The organism is Thiothrix subterranea (genome assembly GCF_016772315.1).
GTDB classification, from domain to species: Bacteria; Pseudomonadota; Gammaproteobacteria; order Thiotrichales; family Thiotrichaceae; genus Thiothrix; species Thiothrix subterranea.
Map to the genome: position 1 here is coordinate 162,280 of NZ_CP053482.1, position 15,216 is coordinate 177,495.

The 15,216-nt window shown below is 50.8% G+C and carries 17 protein-coding genes and 1 riboswitch; of the genes, 5 read left to right on the forward strand and 12 right to left on the reverse strand.

All coding sequences use genetic code 11. The features are described from left to right. The first annotated feature begins 103 nt into the window (after positions 1-103). From HMY34_RS00760 to HMY34_RS00775, 4 genes are all read left to right on the forward strand, one after another. The gene (locus tag HMY34_RS00760) at positions 104-517 is read left to right on the forward strand and encodes a DEAD/DEAH box helicase family protein (RefSeq protein WP_228288067.1); all 414 of its coding nucleotides are present in this window, start codon (positions 104-106) and stop codon (positions 515-517) included. 32 nt (positions 518-549) lie between these two features. Beyond that, complete coding sequence (locus tag HMY34_RS00765) at positions 550-708, forward strand: hypothetical protein (protein WP_202717268.1); 159 nt, start codon at positions 550-552, stop codon at positions 706-708. Between the two features lie 79 nt (positions 709-787). Continuing rightward, positions 788-1,564: an oxidoreductase-like domain-containing protein gene (locus tag HMY34_RS00770; protein ID WP_202717269.1), complete on the forward strand. Its 777-nt coding sequence runs from the start codon at positions 788-790 to the stop codon at positions 1,562-1,564. A 478-nt stretch (positions 1,565-2,042) separates the two neighbouring features. Continuing rightward, on the forward strand, positions 2,043-2,666 hold the full coding sequence (locus HMY34_RS00775; RefSeq protein ID WP_202717270.1) for a hypothetical protein: 624 nt from the start codon (positions 2,043-2,045) through the stop codon (positions 2,664-2,666). 67 nt (positions 2,667-2,733) lie between these two features. Here HMY34_RS00775 and HMY34_RS00780 read toward each other — a convergent pair whose 3' ends face one another. From HMY34_RS00780 to HMY34_RS00805, 6 genes are all read right to left on the reverse strand, one after another. After that, complete coding sequence (locus HMY34_RS00780) at positions 2,734-3,036, reverse strand: hypothetical protein (RefSeq protein ID WP_202717271.1); 303 nt, start codon at positions 3,034-3,036, stop codon at positions 2,734-2,736. A 74-nt stretch (positions 3,037-3,110) separates the two neighbouring features. Next, positions 3,111-3,821 (reverse strand): PIN domain-containing protein, encoded by a 711-nt coding sequence (locus HMY34_RS00785; protein WP_202717272.1) that lies wholly within the window; start codon positions 3,819-3,821, stop codon positions 3,111-3,113. A 69-nt stretch (positions 3,822-3,890) separates the two neighbouring features. Next, positions 3,891-6,842, reverse strand: coding sequence for an aminomethyl-transferring glycine dehydrogenase (gene gcvP / locus HMY34_RS00790; RefSeq protein ID WP_202717273.1), 2,952 nt, complete (start codon positions 6,840-6,842; stop codon positions 3,891-3,893). A gap of 17 nt (positions 6,843-6,859) precedes the next feature. After that, positions 6,860-7,246, reverse strand: coding sequence for a glycine cleavage system protein GcvH (gene gcvH, locus HMY34_RS00795; RefSeq protein ID WP_202717274.1), 387 nt, complete (start codon positions 7,244-7,246; stop codon positions 6,860-6,862). A 17-nt stretch (positions 7,247-7,263) separates the two neighbouring features. Continuing rightward, the gene (gene gcvT, locus HMY34_RS00800) at positions 7,264-8,346 is read right to left on the reverse strand and encodes a glycine cleavage system aminomethyltransferase GcvT (protein ID WP_202717275.1); all 1,083 of its coding nucleotides are present in this window, start codon (positions 8,344-8,346) and stop codon (positions 7,264-7,266) included. 149 nt (positions 8,347-8,495) lie between these two features. Then, positions 8,496-8,596, reverse strand: a riboswitch (glycine riboswitch). A gap of 96 nt (positions 8,597-8,692) precedes the next feature. After that, positions 8,693-8,908, reverse strand: a complete 216-nt coding sequence (locus tag HMY34_RS00805) for a hypothetical protein (protein WP_202717276.1) — start codon at positions 8,906-8,908, stop codon at positions 8,693-8,695. Positions 8,909-9,125: 217 nt separating this feature from the next. Between HMY34_RS00805 and HMY34_RS00810 the strand changes: the two genes are divergently transcribed. After that, positions 9,126-9,728 (forward strand): YceI family protein, encoded by a 603-nt coding sequence (locus tag HMY34_RS00810; protein ID WP_202717277.1) that lies wholly within the window; start codon positions 9,126-9,128, stop codon positions 9,726-9,728. Here HMY34_RS00810 and HMY34_RS00815 read toward each other — a convergent pair. Genes HMY34_RS00815 through HMY34_RS00840 form a run of 6 tightly spaced genes read right to left on the reverse strand, consistent with a single transcriptional unit; the run spans position 9,703 to position 15,105 of the window. Beyond that, complete coding sequence (locus HMY34_RS00815; protein WP_202717278.1) at positions 9,703-10,278, reverse strand: PqiC family protein; 576 nt, start codon at positions 10,276-10,278, stop codon at positions 9,703-9,705. The two genes, HMY34_RS00810 and HMY34_RS00815, sit on opposite strands and share 26 nt — an antisense overlap. Positions 10,279-10,289: 11 nt before the next feature. Beyond that, on the reverse strand, positions 10,290-11,945 hold the full coding sequence (locus HMY34_RS00820) for a PqiB family protein (protein WP_202717279.1): 1,656 nt from the start codon (positions 11,943-11,945) through the stop codon (positions 10,290-10,292). Next, positions 11,942-12,574, reverse strand: coding sequence for a paraquat-inducible protein A (locus HMY34_RS00825; RefSeq protein ID WP_202717280.1), 633 nt, complete (start codon positions 12,572-12,574; stop codon positions 11,942-11,944). Before HMY34_RS00825 ends, HMY34_RS00820 begins: the two co-directional genes overlap by 4 nt. Continuing rightward, positions 12,567-13,178, reverse strand: a complete 612-nt coding sequence (locus tag HMY34_RS00830; RefSeq protein WP_202717281.1) for a paraquat-inducible protein A — start codon at positions 13,176-13,178, stop codon at positions 12,567-12,569. The genes HMY34_RS00825 and HMY34_RS00830 overlap by 8 nt, the downstream gene beginning before the upstream one ends. 40 nt (positions 13,179-13,218) lie before the next feature. Beyond that, positions 13,219-14,109, reverse strand: a complete 891-nt coding sequence (locus HMY34_RS00835) for an MvdC/MvdD family ATP grasp protein (RefSeq protein WP_202717282.1) — start codon at positions 14,107-14,109, stop codon at positions 13,219-13,221. Between the two features lie 12 nt (positions 14,110-14,121). Further along, the gene (locus HMY34_RS00840) at positions 14,122-15,105 is read right to left on the reverse strand and encodes a DUF6174 domain-containing protein (protein WP_202717283.1); all 984 of its coding nucleotides are present in this window, start codon (positions 15,103-15,105) and stop codon (positions 14,122-14,124) included. Positions 15,106-15,216: the final 111 nt, after the last annotated feature.

Sequence of the window (15,216 nt, forward strand, 5' to 3'; positions counted from 1 at the left end):
TGGCTTGCTTATTGTTGGGTCAAGACGGATTTTGTGGCTGATAATCATGAGAGATAGGATGCAATGCGGCGGGATTTTTGTCTAGTGGCGCAGCATCGGCAGCATCTGCAAACAATTTTCCCAGTCACGCCGTAAAGCCTTGCTGGTCATGGCAACCGGCACGGGCAAAACCCGCACCGCGATTGCGTTGGTCGATGCGTTACAACGTGCCAACTGGATTAAACGTGTGCTGTTTCTGGCAGACCGCGTATCACTGGTGAAACAGACTGCGAATGCCTTCAAAAAGCACTTACCCGATTCCAGCCCGGTCAATCTGGTCACAGAAAAAGATACCGAAGGGCACGTGTACGTTTGCACCTACCCCACCATGATGGGGCTGATTAACGAAACCCAAGGCAAGAGTGGCGAGGCGCGTTTCGGAGTGGGCTATTTCGACCTGATTATTATCGACGAAGCGCACCGCTCGGTGTACCAGAAAAACCGCAAGGCATTGAAGCGGGGACGAGTGCTTCATTAGGTTCACGCCTGTTTCAAACGCGGGTGCAACTGTTGGCGGCGTTACAGGCTGCGGCTGGTTCTGAAGTTGGCTTCGGCTCCGCTCAGCCAACGGAGAAGAATCGCTCCCTGAGCGGAGTCGAAGGGAACATCATCGACGGCTTGTTTGATGCGCTGGAAAACACCAGCCCAAAAACCCAGAAAGCTGCTTAAGAATCAAACTCCACAGAAGAAACTAGCCCAGCCCCTGTCAAATTGCTATGTTGCGCTGATGAAATCAGGAGAATCTTCTATGCCAACAGCGCCCCTTACCGCCAAGCCGCAACCACCCGCCCCCAACGAATGCTGCGAAAGCGGCTGTGACCCCTGCGTGTGGGACATTTACCGCACCGAATTACAGCAATGGGAGACACAGTGTTTACCGGCTGTTGAAATTGAACCGACTTCCCCCGCCACTGCTGCGGTCATCTGGCTGCACGGTTTGGGCGCGGATGGACACGATTTTGTGCCGATCATTCCCGAACTGGGTTTGCCGCCCGACCACGGGGTTCGGTTTATTTTTCCACACGCGCCGGAGTTGCCCGTGACTGTCAACGGCGGTTATGTGATGCCCGCTTGGTATGACATTTTGGAAATCGACCTCGACCGCAAGGTGGATGTGGTGCAATTGCAAACCTCCGCCCGCGAAGTGGGCAAGCTGATTGAGCGCGAAATCGCACGCGGCATTCCCAGCGAACGCATTGTGATTGCGGGCTTTTCGCAAGGCGGCGCGGTAGCGTATCAGGTCGCACTGAGCTACCCCAAACCGCTGGCGGGCTTGCTGGCACTGTCAACGTATTTTGCTACGACCGATACGGTTGCGCTGAATGCAGCGAATGCGCAATTACCGATCCACATTTTCCACGGCAAGCAGGACACGATTGTGCCGGATTTACTGGCGCACAAGGCGTATCGCTGGCTGCGTGAGCACGGGTATGCGCCACAGTATTCGGAATATCCGCTGGGGCATAACGTGTTTGCGGAAGAGATAGCGGAAGTGAGTCGGTGTTTGCGGGTGTGGTTAAATTGAGATAATTAAAACCTTGGGAGTGTTGGGGGCACTCCCAACAATGTTCTCAACAATCGAAATTTTTATTAATCAATTAAGAAGCTTCTCTCCAGAATTTTTTCTCACAGTCATGGCAATAACAAAGTTTTTTGTTAGGGTGAACAAGTTTTTGCCACCATGCACGATGTCGGAAAAATACTATGGTACTTTCACAATAAGGACAACGAACAGAAGCATCTGTTTTACTATTGGCAGGTGTTACTACTACAGTACTCATGGCTTATCTTCTCGCAATGATAAGTTTAGATGACATTGATGATTGTACACTAATACTTACACAAGTTACAACAGCCAATCACTAACATTAACTAATGCTTAATAAAAAACAGAATGTAATCAGTATATTTGAGATTTTCCATACCTGACGATAGTTAGTCCATTCAACGCCTGCGTAGATGCCCTATGCTTGCAGTATCTACATTGCCAGAAGGATTAATGCATGGGTATGTTTGATTCACTGATGGTCAAAATCAACGACCGCGACATTGAGTTGCAAACCAAACGCTTTGAAAACATGCTGGGGCGTTATCACCCCGGTGATGCGGTTTGCGGTGCGCCGGGCGGCATTGGCATTTATTTCGACGCGGTAGAACTGGATGCCGACGGTAGACATGCCTATGAGGATGACAAGATTGCTGCCCGCTACACGGTGTTTGTGGTACTGGTGCATGGCATTTTCACCGAATACGAGGTGATGGATGGCGCATGGGAACGTGAAGCCATCGAACGCCCCGTCTGTGAATTGAAAGACTTGTGGGGCGATACTGCCCGCATCACGCTGCGCTGGATTGAATTTTTGCGCAACGCTCAGGATGAAAAAGCCCGCTTGCGCGGTTGCATTAATCGCAGCTTGTCGGTTATTGACCATGCACGGCGGTTGCGGGCGGGTGAGGATATGTCTGGTAAATTTGCGGCACTCTTCGTGCGTGAGGAAGAAAAGCGGCTGGATGCTGGGGAAGAGGTGTTGGATGTGTTGGAATCGGTGCTGAAAAAGCCGGAAGCGGGTAGGTTTTGGTGGTGTTCGCAGCAGGAGCGGGATGCGTTGGAGGATTATCGGTTGTGAACTATTTGTAACTTTGCCCGTTGGCGTACTTGCTGGCGAATATCTGCCGTTATGGTCATACGGCTTTTTACAGCGGAATAGAAGCGATCAGTTGGCGGCGCAAGCCTTCGATTTCCTGACGCAATGCCTTGTTTTCGAGCATTACCTCTTGAATACGGCGGGTCATGCTCATCAGTTGTGTCAACGTCGCATCAATCTGCGCCTGAAGTCTGGCAACACCTGTTACTTCTGAAACAGCGGCATACATCGCCGCTTCCTCTGCATCCTGTTCGTCGTACCAAGTTTGCAACTGTACCTGCTCCTCAGTGGATAAAGTCATGCCGCGAGTAGCTTTGTCGTGTAGTACCTTTCCCAAATCATCAGAAATCATGCTAAACACCTTTTTCATACGGTAACATCACGAAGTTTACAGCATCAGTAGGGATCGGAATACATCCCCAATTTTTATCCTGACGTAATCAATTCGGCTGAATGTACTACATGCATGAAATAACTCACTTTATTATCCGCATTGATCTTGATGAGCTTGAGCTGCTCCAATTGTTTCACCAAAGCAGTCACCTCATTGTGAGTTAGCTTTTGGGCAAATCTAGCATGAATATCCGACATCAAACTGCCACGTGTTAATGGACGTGAAACATTACGTTTCATGAAATGCTCTGTAAGCAACGCTATTTTATCAGGCGAAGGCTGTTCGGACTGGCTAGGTATGGCAACCTGCGTCAAGACAGGTAAAGCTGTTGTCTTAACAGGCTGTGGCAAGATCGGTTGATTAACCAACAAAGGAATTTTAGCAAACTCATCCTGACGGGAAGCTAACACCTTCTGCTGCTTCAAATGGGCAATCAACGGATCGAAGCCCTTATCTTTAGAAACGATGTGAAAATAACCAGTCGGATTTTGTTGCACTAATTGCCCGACGTGGTAAGCAAGAATGAAATCCAGCGCATTTCTCCCCACACAAGTGGATTCGATAATGCTTACTTGATCAGCATGAACAAGTAATTGCTTCACAAGCACGACAGGTAGATGTTTTTGCTTCTCACCAATCAGTAGGATGACTTTCACAGGCTTGCCTGTAATCAGTGATAAATCCACGACTTGAGTATTTTCAAAATCAACGAGGATGTAATTAGTACGTTTGGGGTTTTCCATTATTGTCGTGATTCCTTATTGACACACATAATCGTCGCCAACAAGGAATCACGAAGCAATTATTTCTGCTTAACGGTAACTATCCACACTCGGACAAGAACACACCAAATTCCGATCCCCATACACATTATCAATCCGGTTCACGGTAGGCCAATACTTCGCCGTCGGGCTGACACCCTGCGGGAACACCGCCTCGGTCTGGCTGTAAGGGCGTTCCCAAGCATTCACCAAATCATCCAGCGTATGCGGCGCATTCACCAGCGGATTATTGTCCGCAGGCCACACGCCCTCCTGCACCTTGCGAATCTCTTCCCGAATCGCAATCATCGCATCGCAAAAACGGTCAAGCTCCTCTTTCGGCTCGGATTCGGTCGGCTCAATCATCAGCGTCCCCGCCACCGGAAACGACATGGTAGGCGCGTGGAAACCGTAATCCATCAAGCGTTTAGCGATGTCCGACTCATCAACCCCCGAAGCCGCCTTCAACGGACGAATGTCGATAATGCACTCATGCGCCACCCGCCCATTCGCCCCCCGGAACAGCACCGGATAATGCTCAGCCAAGCGTTGCATGATGTAATTGGCGTTCAAAATCGCCATCTCCGTCGCCCGCTGCAACCCCGCCGCCCCCATCAACTTGATGTACGCCCACGAAATCGGCAGGATCGCCCCACTCCCATAAGGTGCTGCCGACACCGCACTATTCCCCAGCGCAATCCCATCCGGCGGAGTCACCGCATGGCTGGACAAAAACGGAGCCAAATGCGCCTTCACCCCAATCGGCCCCATGCCAGGGCCACCGCCGCCGTGCGGAATCGCAAAGGTCTTGTGCAAGTTCAAATGCGACACATCCGACCCCATCTTGCCCGGTTTCGACAAGCCCACTTGCGCGTTCATGTTCGCGCCATCCATGTACACCTGCCCACCGAACTGATGCACGATGTCGCAAATTTCCACGATGTCCTGCTCAAACACCCCGTGCGTAGACGGATAAGTCACCATCAAGCACGACAAATTCGCCGCGTGTTTTTCCGCCTTGGCACGCAAATCCGCCACATCCACGTTACCGTTCGCGTCGCACTCGACCACCACCACCTTCAGGCTCACCATCGCCGCCGAAGCCGGATTCGTGCCATGCGCCGAACTCGGAATCAAACACACATCCCGATGCCCCTGCCCAATACTCGCCTGATAGCGGCGGATCGCCACCAACCCCGCGTATTCGCCCTGCGCCCCCGAATTCGGCTGCATCGAAATCGCATCATAGCCAGTGATTTCCACCAACCAATCCTCCAATTCCTTGATCATGGCGCGATAACCCACGGTCTGCTCCTGCGGCGCAAACGGGTGAATATTGGCAAATTCGTTCCACGTCACCGGAATCATTTCCGTGGTCGCATTCAACTTCATGGTGCAAGAACCCAGCGGAATCATCCCATGCGCCAGCGAGAAATCCTTATTCTCCAAGCGCTTGAGGTAACGCAACATCTCCGATTCCGAATGATGTGAATTAAACACCGGATGCGTCAGAAACTCGCTAGTCCGCTGGTAGCCAGATGGAATCCCGCTGAAACCTTCTGCCACAACCGCAGCGTCCAGCGCATCCACATCCAACCCATGCCCTGCGCCCAGCAGCACATCGAACAGCTCAGCAATGTCCGCACGGGTTTTGCGCTCGTCAATACTAATCCCGACACCGACACCAACACCCACCCGTAGAGACGCAAAATTTTGCGTCTCTACAACACCGTCACCGTCACCATTATCCTGCCCATCGTTACCCCAACGCAGGTTCACTCCGGCATTCACTGCCCGCTGTTGAATGTCTCCAGACTGCCCGCCTAAATTGACAGTCACCGTATCAAACCAAGTGTCATTCAACAGTTGGACACCCTTCTGCTGCAAGCCCTTCGCCAGAATATTCGTCAGCCGATGAATCCGCCCCGCAATCGTCTTCAGCCCTGCCGCACCATGATACACAGCATAAAATCCCGCCATATTCGCCAGCAACGCCTGCGCCGTACAAATATTGGAAGTTGCCTTCTCACGACGAATATGCTGCTCACGGGTCTGCATCGCCATCCGCAACGCCTGCTTGCCATGACTATCAATCGAAACCCCGATCACGCGCCCCGGCATGGTGCGCTTGAACGCATCCTTCACCGCAAAAAACGCCGCATGAGGCCCACCGAAACCCATTGGCACGCCGAAACGCTGCGAGTTGCCGACCACCACATCCGCGCCCATGTCCCCTGGTGCTTTCAACATCACCAACGCCATTAAATCAGAAGCCACGCACACCAACGCTTTTTGCGCGTGCGCCTGCTTGATCAATGCTTCAATATCAACGACTTCGCCCGTGGTGCTAGGGTATTGCAGCAACACACCAAACACTTCCTGCCCCGCCAACTCGCTATACGGGTTGCCGATCACCAATTCAAAGCCGAAGTGTTCCGCACGGGTTTTCAGCACGTCGATAGTTTGCGGATGCACGTCCGCACCCACAAAAAATTTATCCGATTTGAGCTTGTTGGAACGCTTGCACAGCGTCATTGCTTCCGCTGCCGCCGTCGCTTCATCCAACAACGAGGCATTGGCAATGTCCATGCCCGTCAAATCCGTGACCATTTGCTGGTAATTGAGCAAGCCTTCCAGCCGCCCTTGGGAAATTTCCGGCTGGTACGGCGTATACGCGGTGTACCAACCGGGGTTTTCCAGCACATTACGCAAAATAACCGGCGGCACGACCGTATCGTAATAGCCCATGCCGATGTACGACTTGGCAACAACATTTTGCCGCGCCAGTTGCTTCAGATACGCCAGCGTTTCGGCTTCGGAACGGCTGCCGTCAATTGCCAACGGTGCTGGCAGGCGAATGCTCGCAGGCACAGTGCTGTCAATCAGCGCATCCAGCGATTCCGCACCCACGGTTTGCAGCATTGCCGCAGTATCCGCCGCGTTGGGGCCAATGTGGCGGGCAATAAAATCGTCGTGTTGTTCAAGTTCGTACAAAGTTGTCATTCGGTATCTGCCTTTAATTACTCGTCACATTCCGCTTTGTATGCGTCTGCATCCATCAATTCGCCCAGCGCGTCTTCGTCATCCACACGCATTACGAACAGCCAGCCGTCGCCGTAAGGGTCAGAATTGATCAACTCCGGCGAATCTTGCACCGCTTCGTTGCTCTCGATAATCACACCGGGAACAGGCGCGTAAATATCGGAAGCTGCTTTGACCGATTCCGCTACCGCACAACCGTCTTCTGCACCGAATTCAGTGCCAACTTCCGGCAAATCAACGTGTACCAAGTCACCCAGCAACTCTTGCGCATGGTCAGTAATGCCGACAGTAACAGTGCCGTCGCCGTTGTCACGTACCCATTCGTGGGATTTGGTGTATTTCAAATCGGATGGAACATTGCTCATAAATAACTCCTAAAAACTTAATTTAAAACAGATTTGCCATTGCGGGCGAAAACCGGCTTCACCACTTTTGCGGGATGCAATTTGCCACGAATATCGACCTCGCAAGTCTCACCGCAGCTTGCTGGCACACGCGCCAACGCAATCGCTACGCCGAGTGTAGGCGAAAAAGTGCCGCTGGTGGTTTCTCCATCGCCGTCAGCACACACCACTTTCATATGGCTGCGCAATACGCCCTTGCCTTCCAGCACCAACCCGACGAATTTTTGCGGCACACCAGCGGCTTTTTGGGCTTCGAGTGCTTTGCGTCCGATGAAATCGCGGTCTTCCGGCTGCCAGCCGATTGTCCAGCCCAAACCTGACACTAATGGTGAAGTAGTTTCGTCCATGTCTGTGCCGTAAAGGTTCATGCCCGCTTCCAAACGCAGGGTATCGCGTGCGCCCAAGCCGATGGGTTTGATACCAGCGGCTAACAGCGCATCCCACACTTTGTGTGCTTGTGCATTGGGGAACATCATTTCAAAGCCGTCTTCGCCAGTATAACCCGTGCGGGCAATAAACCAGTCGTTGACGAATGCGCCATAGAAGGTTTTCAGTGGTTCAACGATAGCCACTTCATCCGCAGGCATAATACCCAGCACTTTAGCGCGTGCATTGGGGCCTTGTGCGGCGATCATGGAAAGGTCGTCACGTTCGGTCAGGGTAGCGTCGAAAGCGGCGATTTGTTTTTGCATCCACGCAATGTCTTTGTCGCGAGTGCCTGCATTGACGACGATGCGCCATTGGGTTTCGGTGATGAAATACACGATCAAATCGTCAATCACCGTGCCTTCGGGGGTCAACATGCAGCTATACAAGGCTTTGCCGGATTCTTTCAGCTTATCAACGTTATTGGCGAGCAGGTATTGCAAAAAGGCTTTGGATTGCGCCCCCACGAGGTCAAGGATGACCATGTGCGACACGTCAAACATGCCCGCGTCATTGCGGACTTGGTGGTGTTCTTGCAGTTGTGAGCCGTAGTGGATGGGCATTTCCCAGCCCGCGAAATCGACCATTTTCGCACCGGATTCAAGGTGCTTGGCGTAAAGTGCAGTACGTTGCATTAGGATTCTTCCAGTTTAACAGGCACAAAAAAAGGGCGGCAAGCCGCTAAGCTTGCCGCCCCTCTGTCCGTTTACCTGAGAGATTCCCGGTCGTTATTCCGGTTACTACCCTTCGGTGAGTGCGTCCGCACTGCTCTCCAGAGTCAGATCTAGTACTGCCAGTCCTTTTGCCTGAGCGTTTCCGGGCGGAATTGCGCCTTCGGCGGTTGCGGCAACCTTGCGGTGTGCAACACTCTCCTGCCAGTGTTTACTGAATGCGGGCGATTGTAACGGATGCAGTGCAGCAACTAAAGCACCATTTACGCCTGACAGGTAAAACCAGTAAAAAGGAAATCACTGTAGTAACCTAGTGTTGAACCATCGGCGTAATTCCGGTCTGCCGCCCTTGCTTGTCGTAGTTGTATAACAATGTGCCTTTTTGCACGCTAATGCTCTGCGCGTTATAAGCCTTCAAACCGTCAGTGGGCAAACGACTGGGCGCTGAAATGGAGGTCACTGCTTCGCCATTTTGGTCATAAATATAAATTAATGTACCGCGCTGCACGGCCTTGCTGATCGCCATATGGTATCTCCCTATGTGGTGTAAGTATTTCGTTAAAATTTTCGGTAATTCTATCTCTATTGATAGGGTATCATATAACTCTTATTGGTCATTGACTTAAGTCAAGCGGATTTCACCCCAAAGTGAATTTCCATACCATTACCGCAGTATATCCGACCAACGGTAGAGTTCAGTTAAGCTGTTATGACACCGATATTAACCATTATGGGAAAAATAAATGATGCAACGTACCCTACCCTTTATTTGCAACACCGCTCTCAGCTTCGCCCTGCTTTCCGGTACCGCCATGGCGGATTGGGTGCTCGACAATACGCAATCGGCGCTGTATTTCGTCTCGATTAAGAAAGACCATATTGCCGAAATCCACACCTTCAAAACCCTCTCTGGTGGAATTACCAAAGCCGGACAAGGTTCTTTGAACATTGATTTGGCAAGCGTCAGCACCAATATCGACATCCGCGATCAACGGATGCGCGAACAATTGTTTGATACCCAAAAGTTTGCGACGGCAAGCGTCAGTGTGGATTTGAGCAAAACCGGTGTAAAACCGGGCATCCAAACCGTTAATGTCACGCTGGATTTGCATGGCGTGAAAAAAGAAATTCCCGCCACCGTTGCCATCACCGAAGTCGGCAACACCGTGCAAGTGACCACCGTTGCCCCGATTGTGTTGAATGCAGCGGATTTTGACCTAGCTGCTGGTGTCACTGCCTTGCGGGAAATCGCGGAATTGCCCAGCATCAGCAATGCCGTGCCTGTCACTTTTTTCCTGAATTTTGTGAAACCGGCTGAAGCTAAAACGCCACCAAACCCCGCGTAATCTGATTAGCCAAATCCGCCAGCAAGCCGCTTTGCGCTTTGACCAACCCCGTCACCCCCGCTTCCGGGGTTTGGCGGGTCAACATCACCGACTCTGTAGCAAGAATTTTTCCGTCATTACCCGCCTGAAGTTGCCATACCCCACGTAACCACGCTTTGCCCCCCGGTGTGCCGTCAAACTGATCCAGTTTCACCACCACTTGATATTGCGGTGTTTGGCTGAGTTCCCACGGCACGGTTTGCACCCGTGTAGCAGGCAGACGGCTTTGCAAGTGTTGGGCTAAGGTACGCTGGAATTCATCTTCCAACTGCCCGCCCCATAAGTGCGTATCGGAAACTTCCAAAGTCGTCGCATCGTTGCGAATCACCATGCCCTCGCGATCCAGCAAGGTGGGCAAGGTAATCGGGCCTACACCCACGCTCTTAATGGATGCCGTCACCACCGGCGCGGCTGCACTACCCATATCCGTTGACAGCGTGTGATATTGCGTCGGGGTGCTGGAACAAGCGCTCAACGTCAACAATATCCCGCAAACAAACCATCGTTTCATCATGATTTTCCTTACTTGCCGCGCAGCAATGCACTGGGTTGGCGTTGCAATGTTTCGGTTAAACTGCGCAAAGCACGGGAAGCAGCGGTCACCTCTTCCAGCATTTCTTGCAACTGGTGTTGTGTCGGGGAATTTTGTGCAGTCAAACGGTCAAGCTGCCCCATCGAACCTTGGATTTTTTGCATGGTATTGCTCAAATCCTGACTGATTTTATTAACATCATTGGTCACGCTTGGCAGGGTATTTTTATCCACCGTTTTAAGCGTTTCTTTAGCTGCTTTAACCGCCTGTTCTGCTTCTGCTAATACCTTATTGAGGTTATCCACGGTTTTATCCAATTTACCGCTATTCACCAGCTTATTAATGCCTGCCAAAGTTTCATCAAGGCTTATCATAATGTCCGCAGCTATAAACGGTAACTCTTCAAACGCCGTTCCGGTGGTTGGAAACTCACTGTAAAACTGTGTCGCTTTAATGGAGGCCGGTGGCGGATCGGTTTCCATGCTCAGCGTAATTACTTTTTGCCCGGTTAGAAAACTCACTGTATCCAGTTTGGCACGCATCCCTTTTTCTACCAGTTTCCGCATCGCGATTTCACCCGTTTCTTTGGTGAGAGACTCATCAAAGTATTGCGGTTGAATATATACCAATACAGGAACTCGCACATCTAATGAATCTTTATCCATTTTCATCTCAATGTTTTCGACTTTACCGATCGGCAGCCCCTGAAATTCCACGTCTGAACCCACATCCATGCCACGCACAGAACCATCAAAATACATCACGTAATACAATCGGGTCGCGTATTGCTTTTCCTGGGAATCCGCATAATTGCGGTGCAATACAAAAGTATCGCCCTGTTTGCTGACTTCCCCCCCTGCAACCCCGGCTGGCGTTTCAAACGCAATTCCCCCGATCAAAACGGAAATCAGCGATTCCATGCGAAACTCGGCCCCGGTCGAATTCATATTAAGTTCCACCCCACTGGCATTCCAGAAGCGGGTATTATCATGCACATATTGAAAGTAAGGGGCGCGAATAAACAATTCCAGTTGCACTCGGTCTTGATTATCCAATAATTCGTAGTCGATCACTTCACCGACTTGCAACTGCTTGTAAAATACCGGCGCTCCCACATCCATTGAACCCAATGAATCTGATATTAAGAAAAAGCGTTTACCGTCTTCGGCGGGTGCAATCACCGGCGGGCGTTCTGCTCCTTTATAAAAGCTCTGATCATCGTTATCGGTTCCGGGGTCCATTCCAATATAAGAACCCGAAAATAAGGTTCCCAAGCCCGATACACCCGAACGGTTAACACGCGGGCGTACTACCCAAAAACTGGCATTCGTCCCTAAATGGCGTCCGATTTCTTTATTCAGTTCAATAATGGCTTCAATGTATTTCAGCTCATTATCCAATTTAAGTTTTTTAACTTTACCGACGGTTACGGCTTTATAACGTACTTCGGTTTTACCCGGCTCAATGCCTTCTGCACTGGAAAACTGTACCGTTATTGTCGGCCCGCGCTCATACCACGCTTGAAACAATAACCAGAAACCAATCAATAACGCCGCCAACGGAATTAACCATACTGGCGAAGGCCAACGCTGCTCACGCAACTCCACATCCGGCAGGTTGTCAGCAAACCCCTTATTTTCATTCATGCCTGCGCTTCCTCTTGCTGGGCAATATCCCAGATCAAGTGCTCATCTAATGTGCGAGCAGCAAACATGGTTAACACCACCACCGCCGCAAACGACAAACTGCCCAGATTTGCATCAACCCGTGCCAAATTTCCAAATTGTACCAACCCGGTCAAAATCGCAATCACAAACACATCCACCATAGACCAACGCCCCACGTATTCGGTGATGCGATACAAACGCATCCGATCATATTGCCGCCAACGTGAACGCCGTTGAATGCTGATCAACAAAAAACTCAAGGTAAACAATTTCAATAAAGGCACGACAATACTCGCCACAAACACAATCAATGCCAGCGGCCACTGCCCCGCTTCCAGCAAATGATACACCCCGGTAATAATGGTGTCAGGCTGCCCTGCTCCCAACATATACACGCTCATAATCGGCAACAAATTGGCTGGAATATACAGAATCGCGGCAGCAATCAACAATGCCCAAGTCACTTCCACGCTCGTAGACTGCTGTGCTAATTTCACCCGCGCCCCACAACGCGGGCAATGCATGACCTCAAAACGCTTTAATTGCGTGGGCGCATGACTCAAACAACCACAGACGCGGCATTGCAACAACGCCTTGTGCTTAATCATTGTTTTTCTCCAACGCTCGCCATACGCTGAAAGGATCCAATAATGCGGTGGCGGCAGTCATCGTCAGAATCAGCCCTGCAAATGACCAGAAAGCAGCCCCCACAATTAAAGTCGCTAAATCGCCTAATTTTACCACCGCGACCAGCACCCCCAACATAAAGACTTCCAACATTCCCCACGGTTTGAATTCACGCATCCAGCGGAATAAAAAAATCGCCATACTTGGCTTCCAACGGTAGCGAATCGTTAAGACCACCATCAATAACGTCAGCAATTCAAAAACGGGAAATACGATAATATTGAGGACAATCAACCCTGCCACGACAGGGTAGCCTTGATCCCAAAATGCCAGACTCGCCCCCAGCAAATGCAATTCCTGCTCCGCCCCTTGCGCACGCAAGCCCAATAGCGGAAACACATTGGTCAATACAAACAACGTCAAACCAGCCAAGGTCAATGCCAGCACTGAATCCAACATACCGGGGCGATTGCGATATAACACAGCACCACAACGGCTGCAATTGGCGGTTTTACCGGGCGCAATCGCGTGATAACGGTGTAATTGACCGCATTCTTGGCAAGCAATGGACTCGACTTCCGGCATTATCATTAACAATCGGCATAAAAAATCTTGCCTGATTGTATCATTCTTGCAATAGCCCAAGATACGTTAGCAAAGCATCGCTCAATGCACCGGCGGCGACCTGATCAAATCCTGCAAACATTGGGTTAGTATTGATCTCCAAAAACTGCCACTCCCCCGTATGCGAGTCAGTTTTGAAATCAGCCGCTGCGAAATCCAGCCCTAAATGATCCGACAAGTACGCCAGTTTTTCCACCAAATCATCCGGCACATCCACCACTTGCATCCGAGTAGAGGAGGCTGAGCGGTAATCCAATGCCTCCGCCTGAATCAAAAAGCCAAACCAAGCGTTACCAATACGAAATACCCGCAACTCCGGCGAAGCTAAACGCCGTTGCACAATCTGCGGGTAAGACAGTATGTTATTGCCCGTGATTTCATGCGCTGCCAACGGGGTACAGTAAGCGCCGCCCGTCACAGGCTTAGCCACCCACTCCCCATGCTCATGCAACTGCGCCATCGCGAGAAGGTCGTTGCTGACATACGTGTCAGCAACGTTAAACCCCATGCTCAACGCCAAGCGTAACATGTAAGGCTTATTAACCCCGCCACACGGCAGGAACCGCCGATTACATAACGCAATATCCGGCGAACTTAACAGCCAGCCGGACACGCTAACAAACCATTCACGCGCTGCTGAATTATCTTGAGCATTGTTGCTCTTCAGGTAAGCAAACACATCCTGTCGGATAAATGCTGCCGATACCGCGACTTCCTTGTCGTCATCCAGCAAACGGTTGCGGTGAATATCCCAATGCAAACGCGGCGAACCCGATTGCCCTGTGAGCAAACAATGCACGGGAATATCATGCAATGCCGCCCGTTTCAGCAGACGTACCAATTGAGGGTCAGTGTCACCGCCTGCCAATAGCAATCGGGGCTTTATTGTCATGGTTGAATCACCTTATTTGTAATCGTGATGCCCGCCGTCTTCTTCGCCAATTGCCAACGTGGTCGCAATGGGGTCATCCACTGGCGGCAAACCACCGTCTTCCTCACCTACCATCAAGGTCGTAAAGCTTGGCTCTGGTCGGAAATTGCTAATGGTATAGCCCATTTCCTCATCCGCTATCTGGACGCTTTGATCAATATAAATCGACGCTGGCAGGCCATATTGCTTGTCGTAGCTGACATCAACCTTAGCCGCACCGCTTTTGATACCCTGTTCTACTAAATTAAACAAACCGTCAGCATTCAAATTGTAAATAGACTGCCTATTTGTTTGGCGATCATCAGGGAGCAACTCACCGGTATCCGCATAGGTAGCCGACTTAACGCTCCCGTCACGCACTTCAATATTAATCGGACGAATCGCATCACCCCGACAAAAGCAATTACGCTGTAAAGTAAACGAGTAATCGTCAATATCCAGCGAATCCCACTTTTTGCGGTTCGCGTCCAACTGTTGCTGCGCGTCTGAGCTTGTGGAACCGCCTGCATTAATGGCTTTCACATCGCGTGCAGTCAATTTCTGCCGCGAAATTTCACCACCGGTAATGCCGCCGGAAATGACCAAGGTATCACCCGCACTGAGCTTGCCGTCCTTTTTACTATCCAGCACCTCGTAACTCAACGCGCCCTTAATATCGAAACGTTCGCGCACAGCTTTATCTTGCTGCCGCGTCAATTGCAGCGGTTTAGGTTGCGGCTTGGATGGCTCAGTCGGGGGCAGTTTGTCACCAATCACTTGAATCAACTGCATAATGAGCTTGATTAGGGCTTCATTATCGCCTTTGCCAAAGGTGTTGTTACCTGAATTGCTTTGAATCGCCTTCACCGCATCGCCAAGCACGCTAGTAGCAGTCGCCAGCGTCTGGGCTGAACTGCTGCTATTTTGATTAGCAACCTGCGTTGGCTTGCTTCCACTGCTCTGTGTTATCCCTGTCATCGTGAATCCTCCAGTGTTAGGGTATATGCCCAATTTGGCATATCTGATTCTTCACATTTGTAACGCCAGTACCGATTACCTTCAGATGGGCAGACATTTTTATCTTATGAG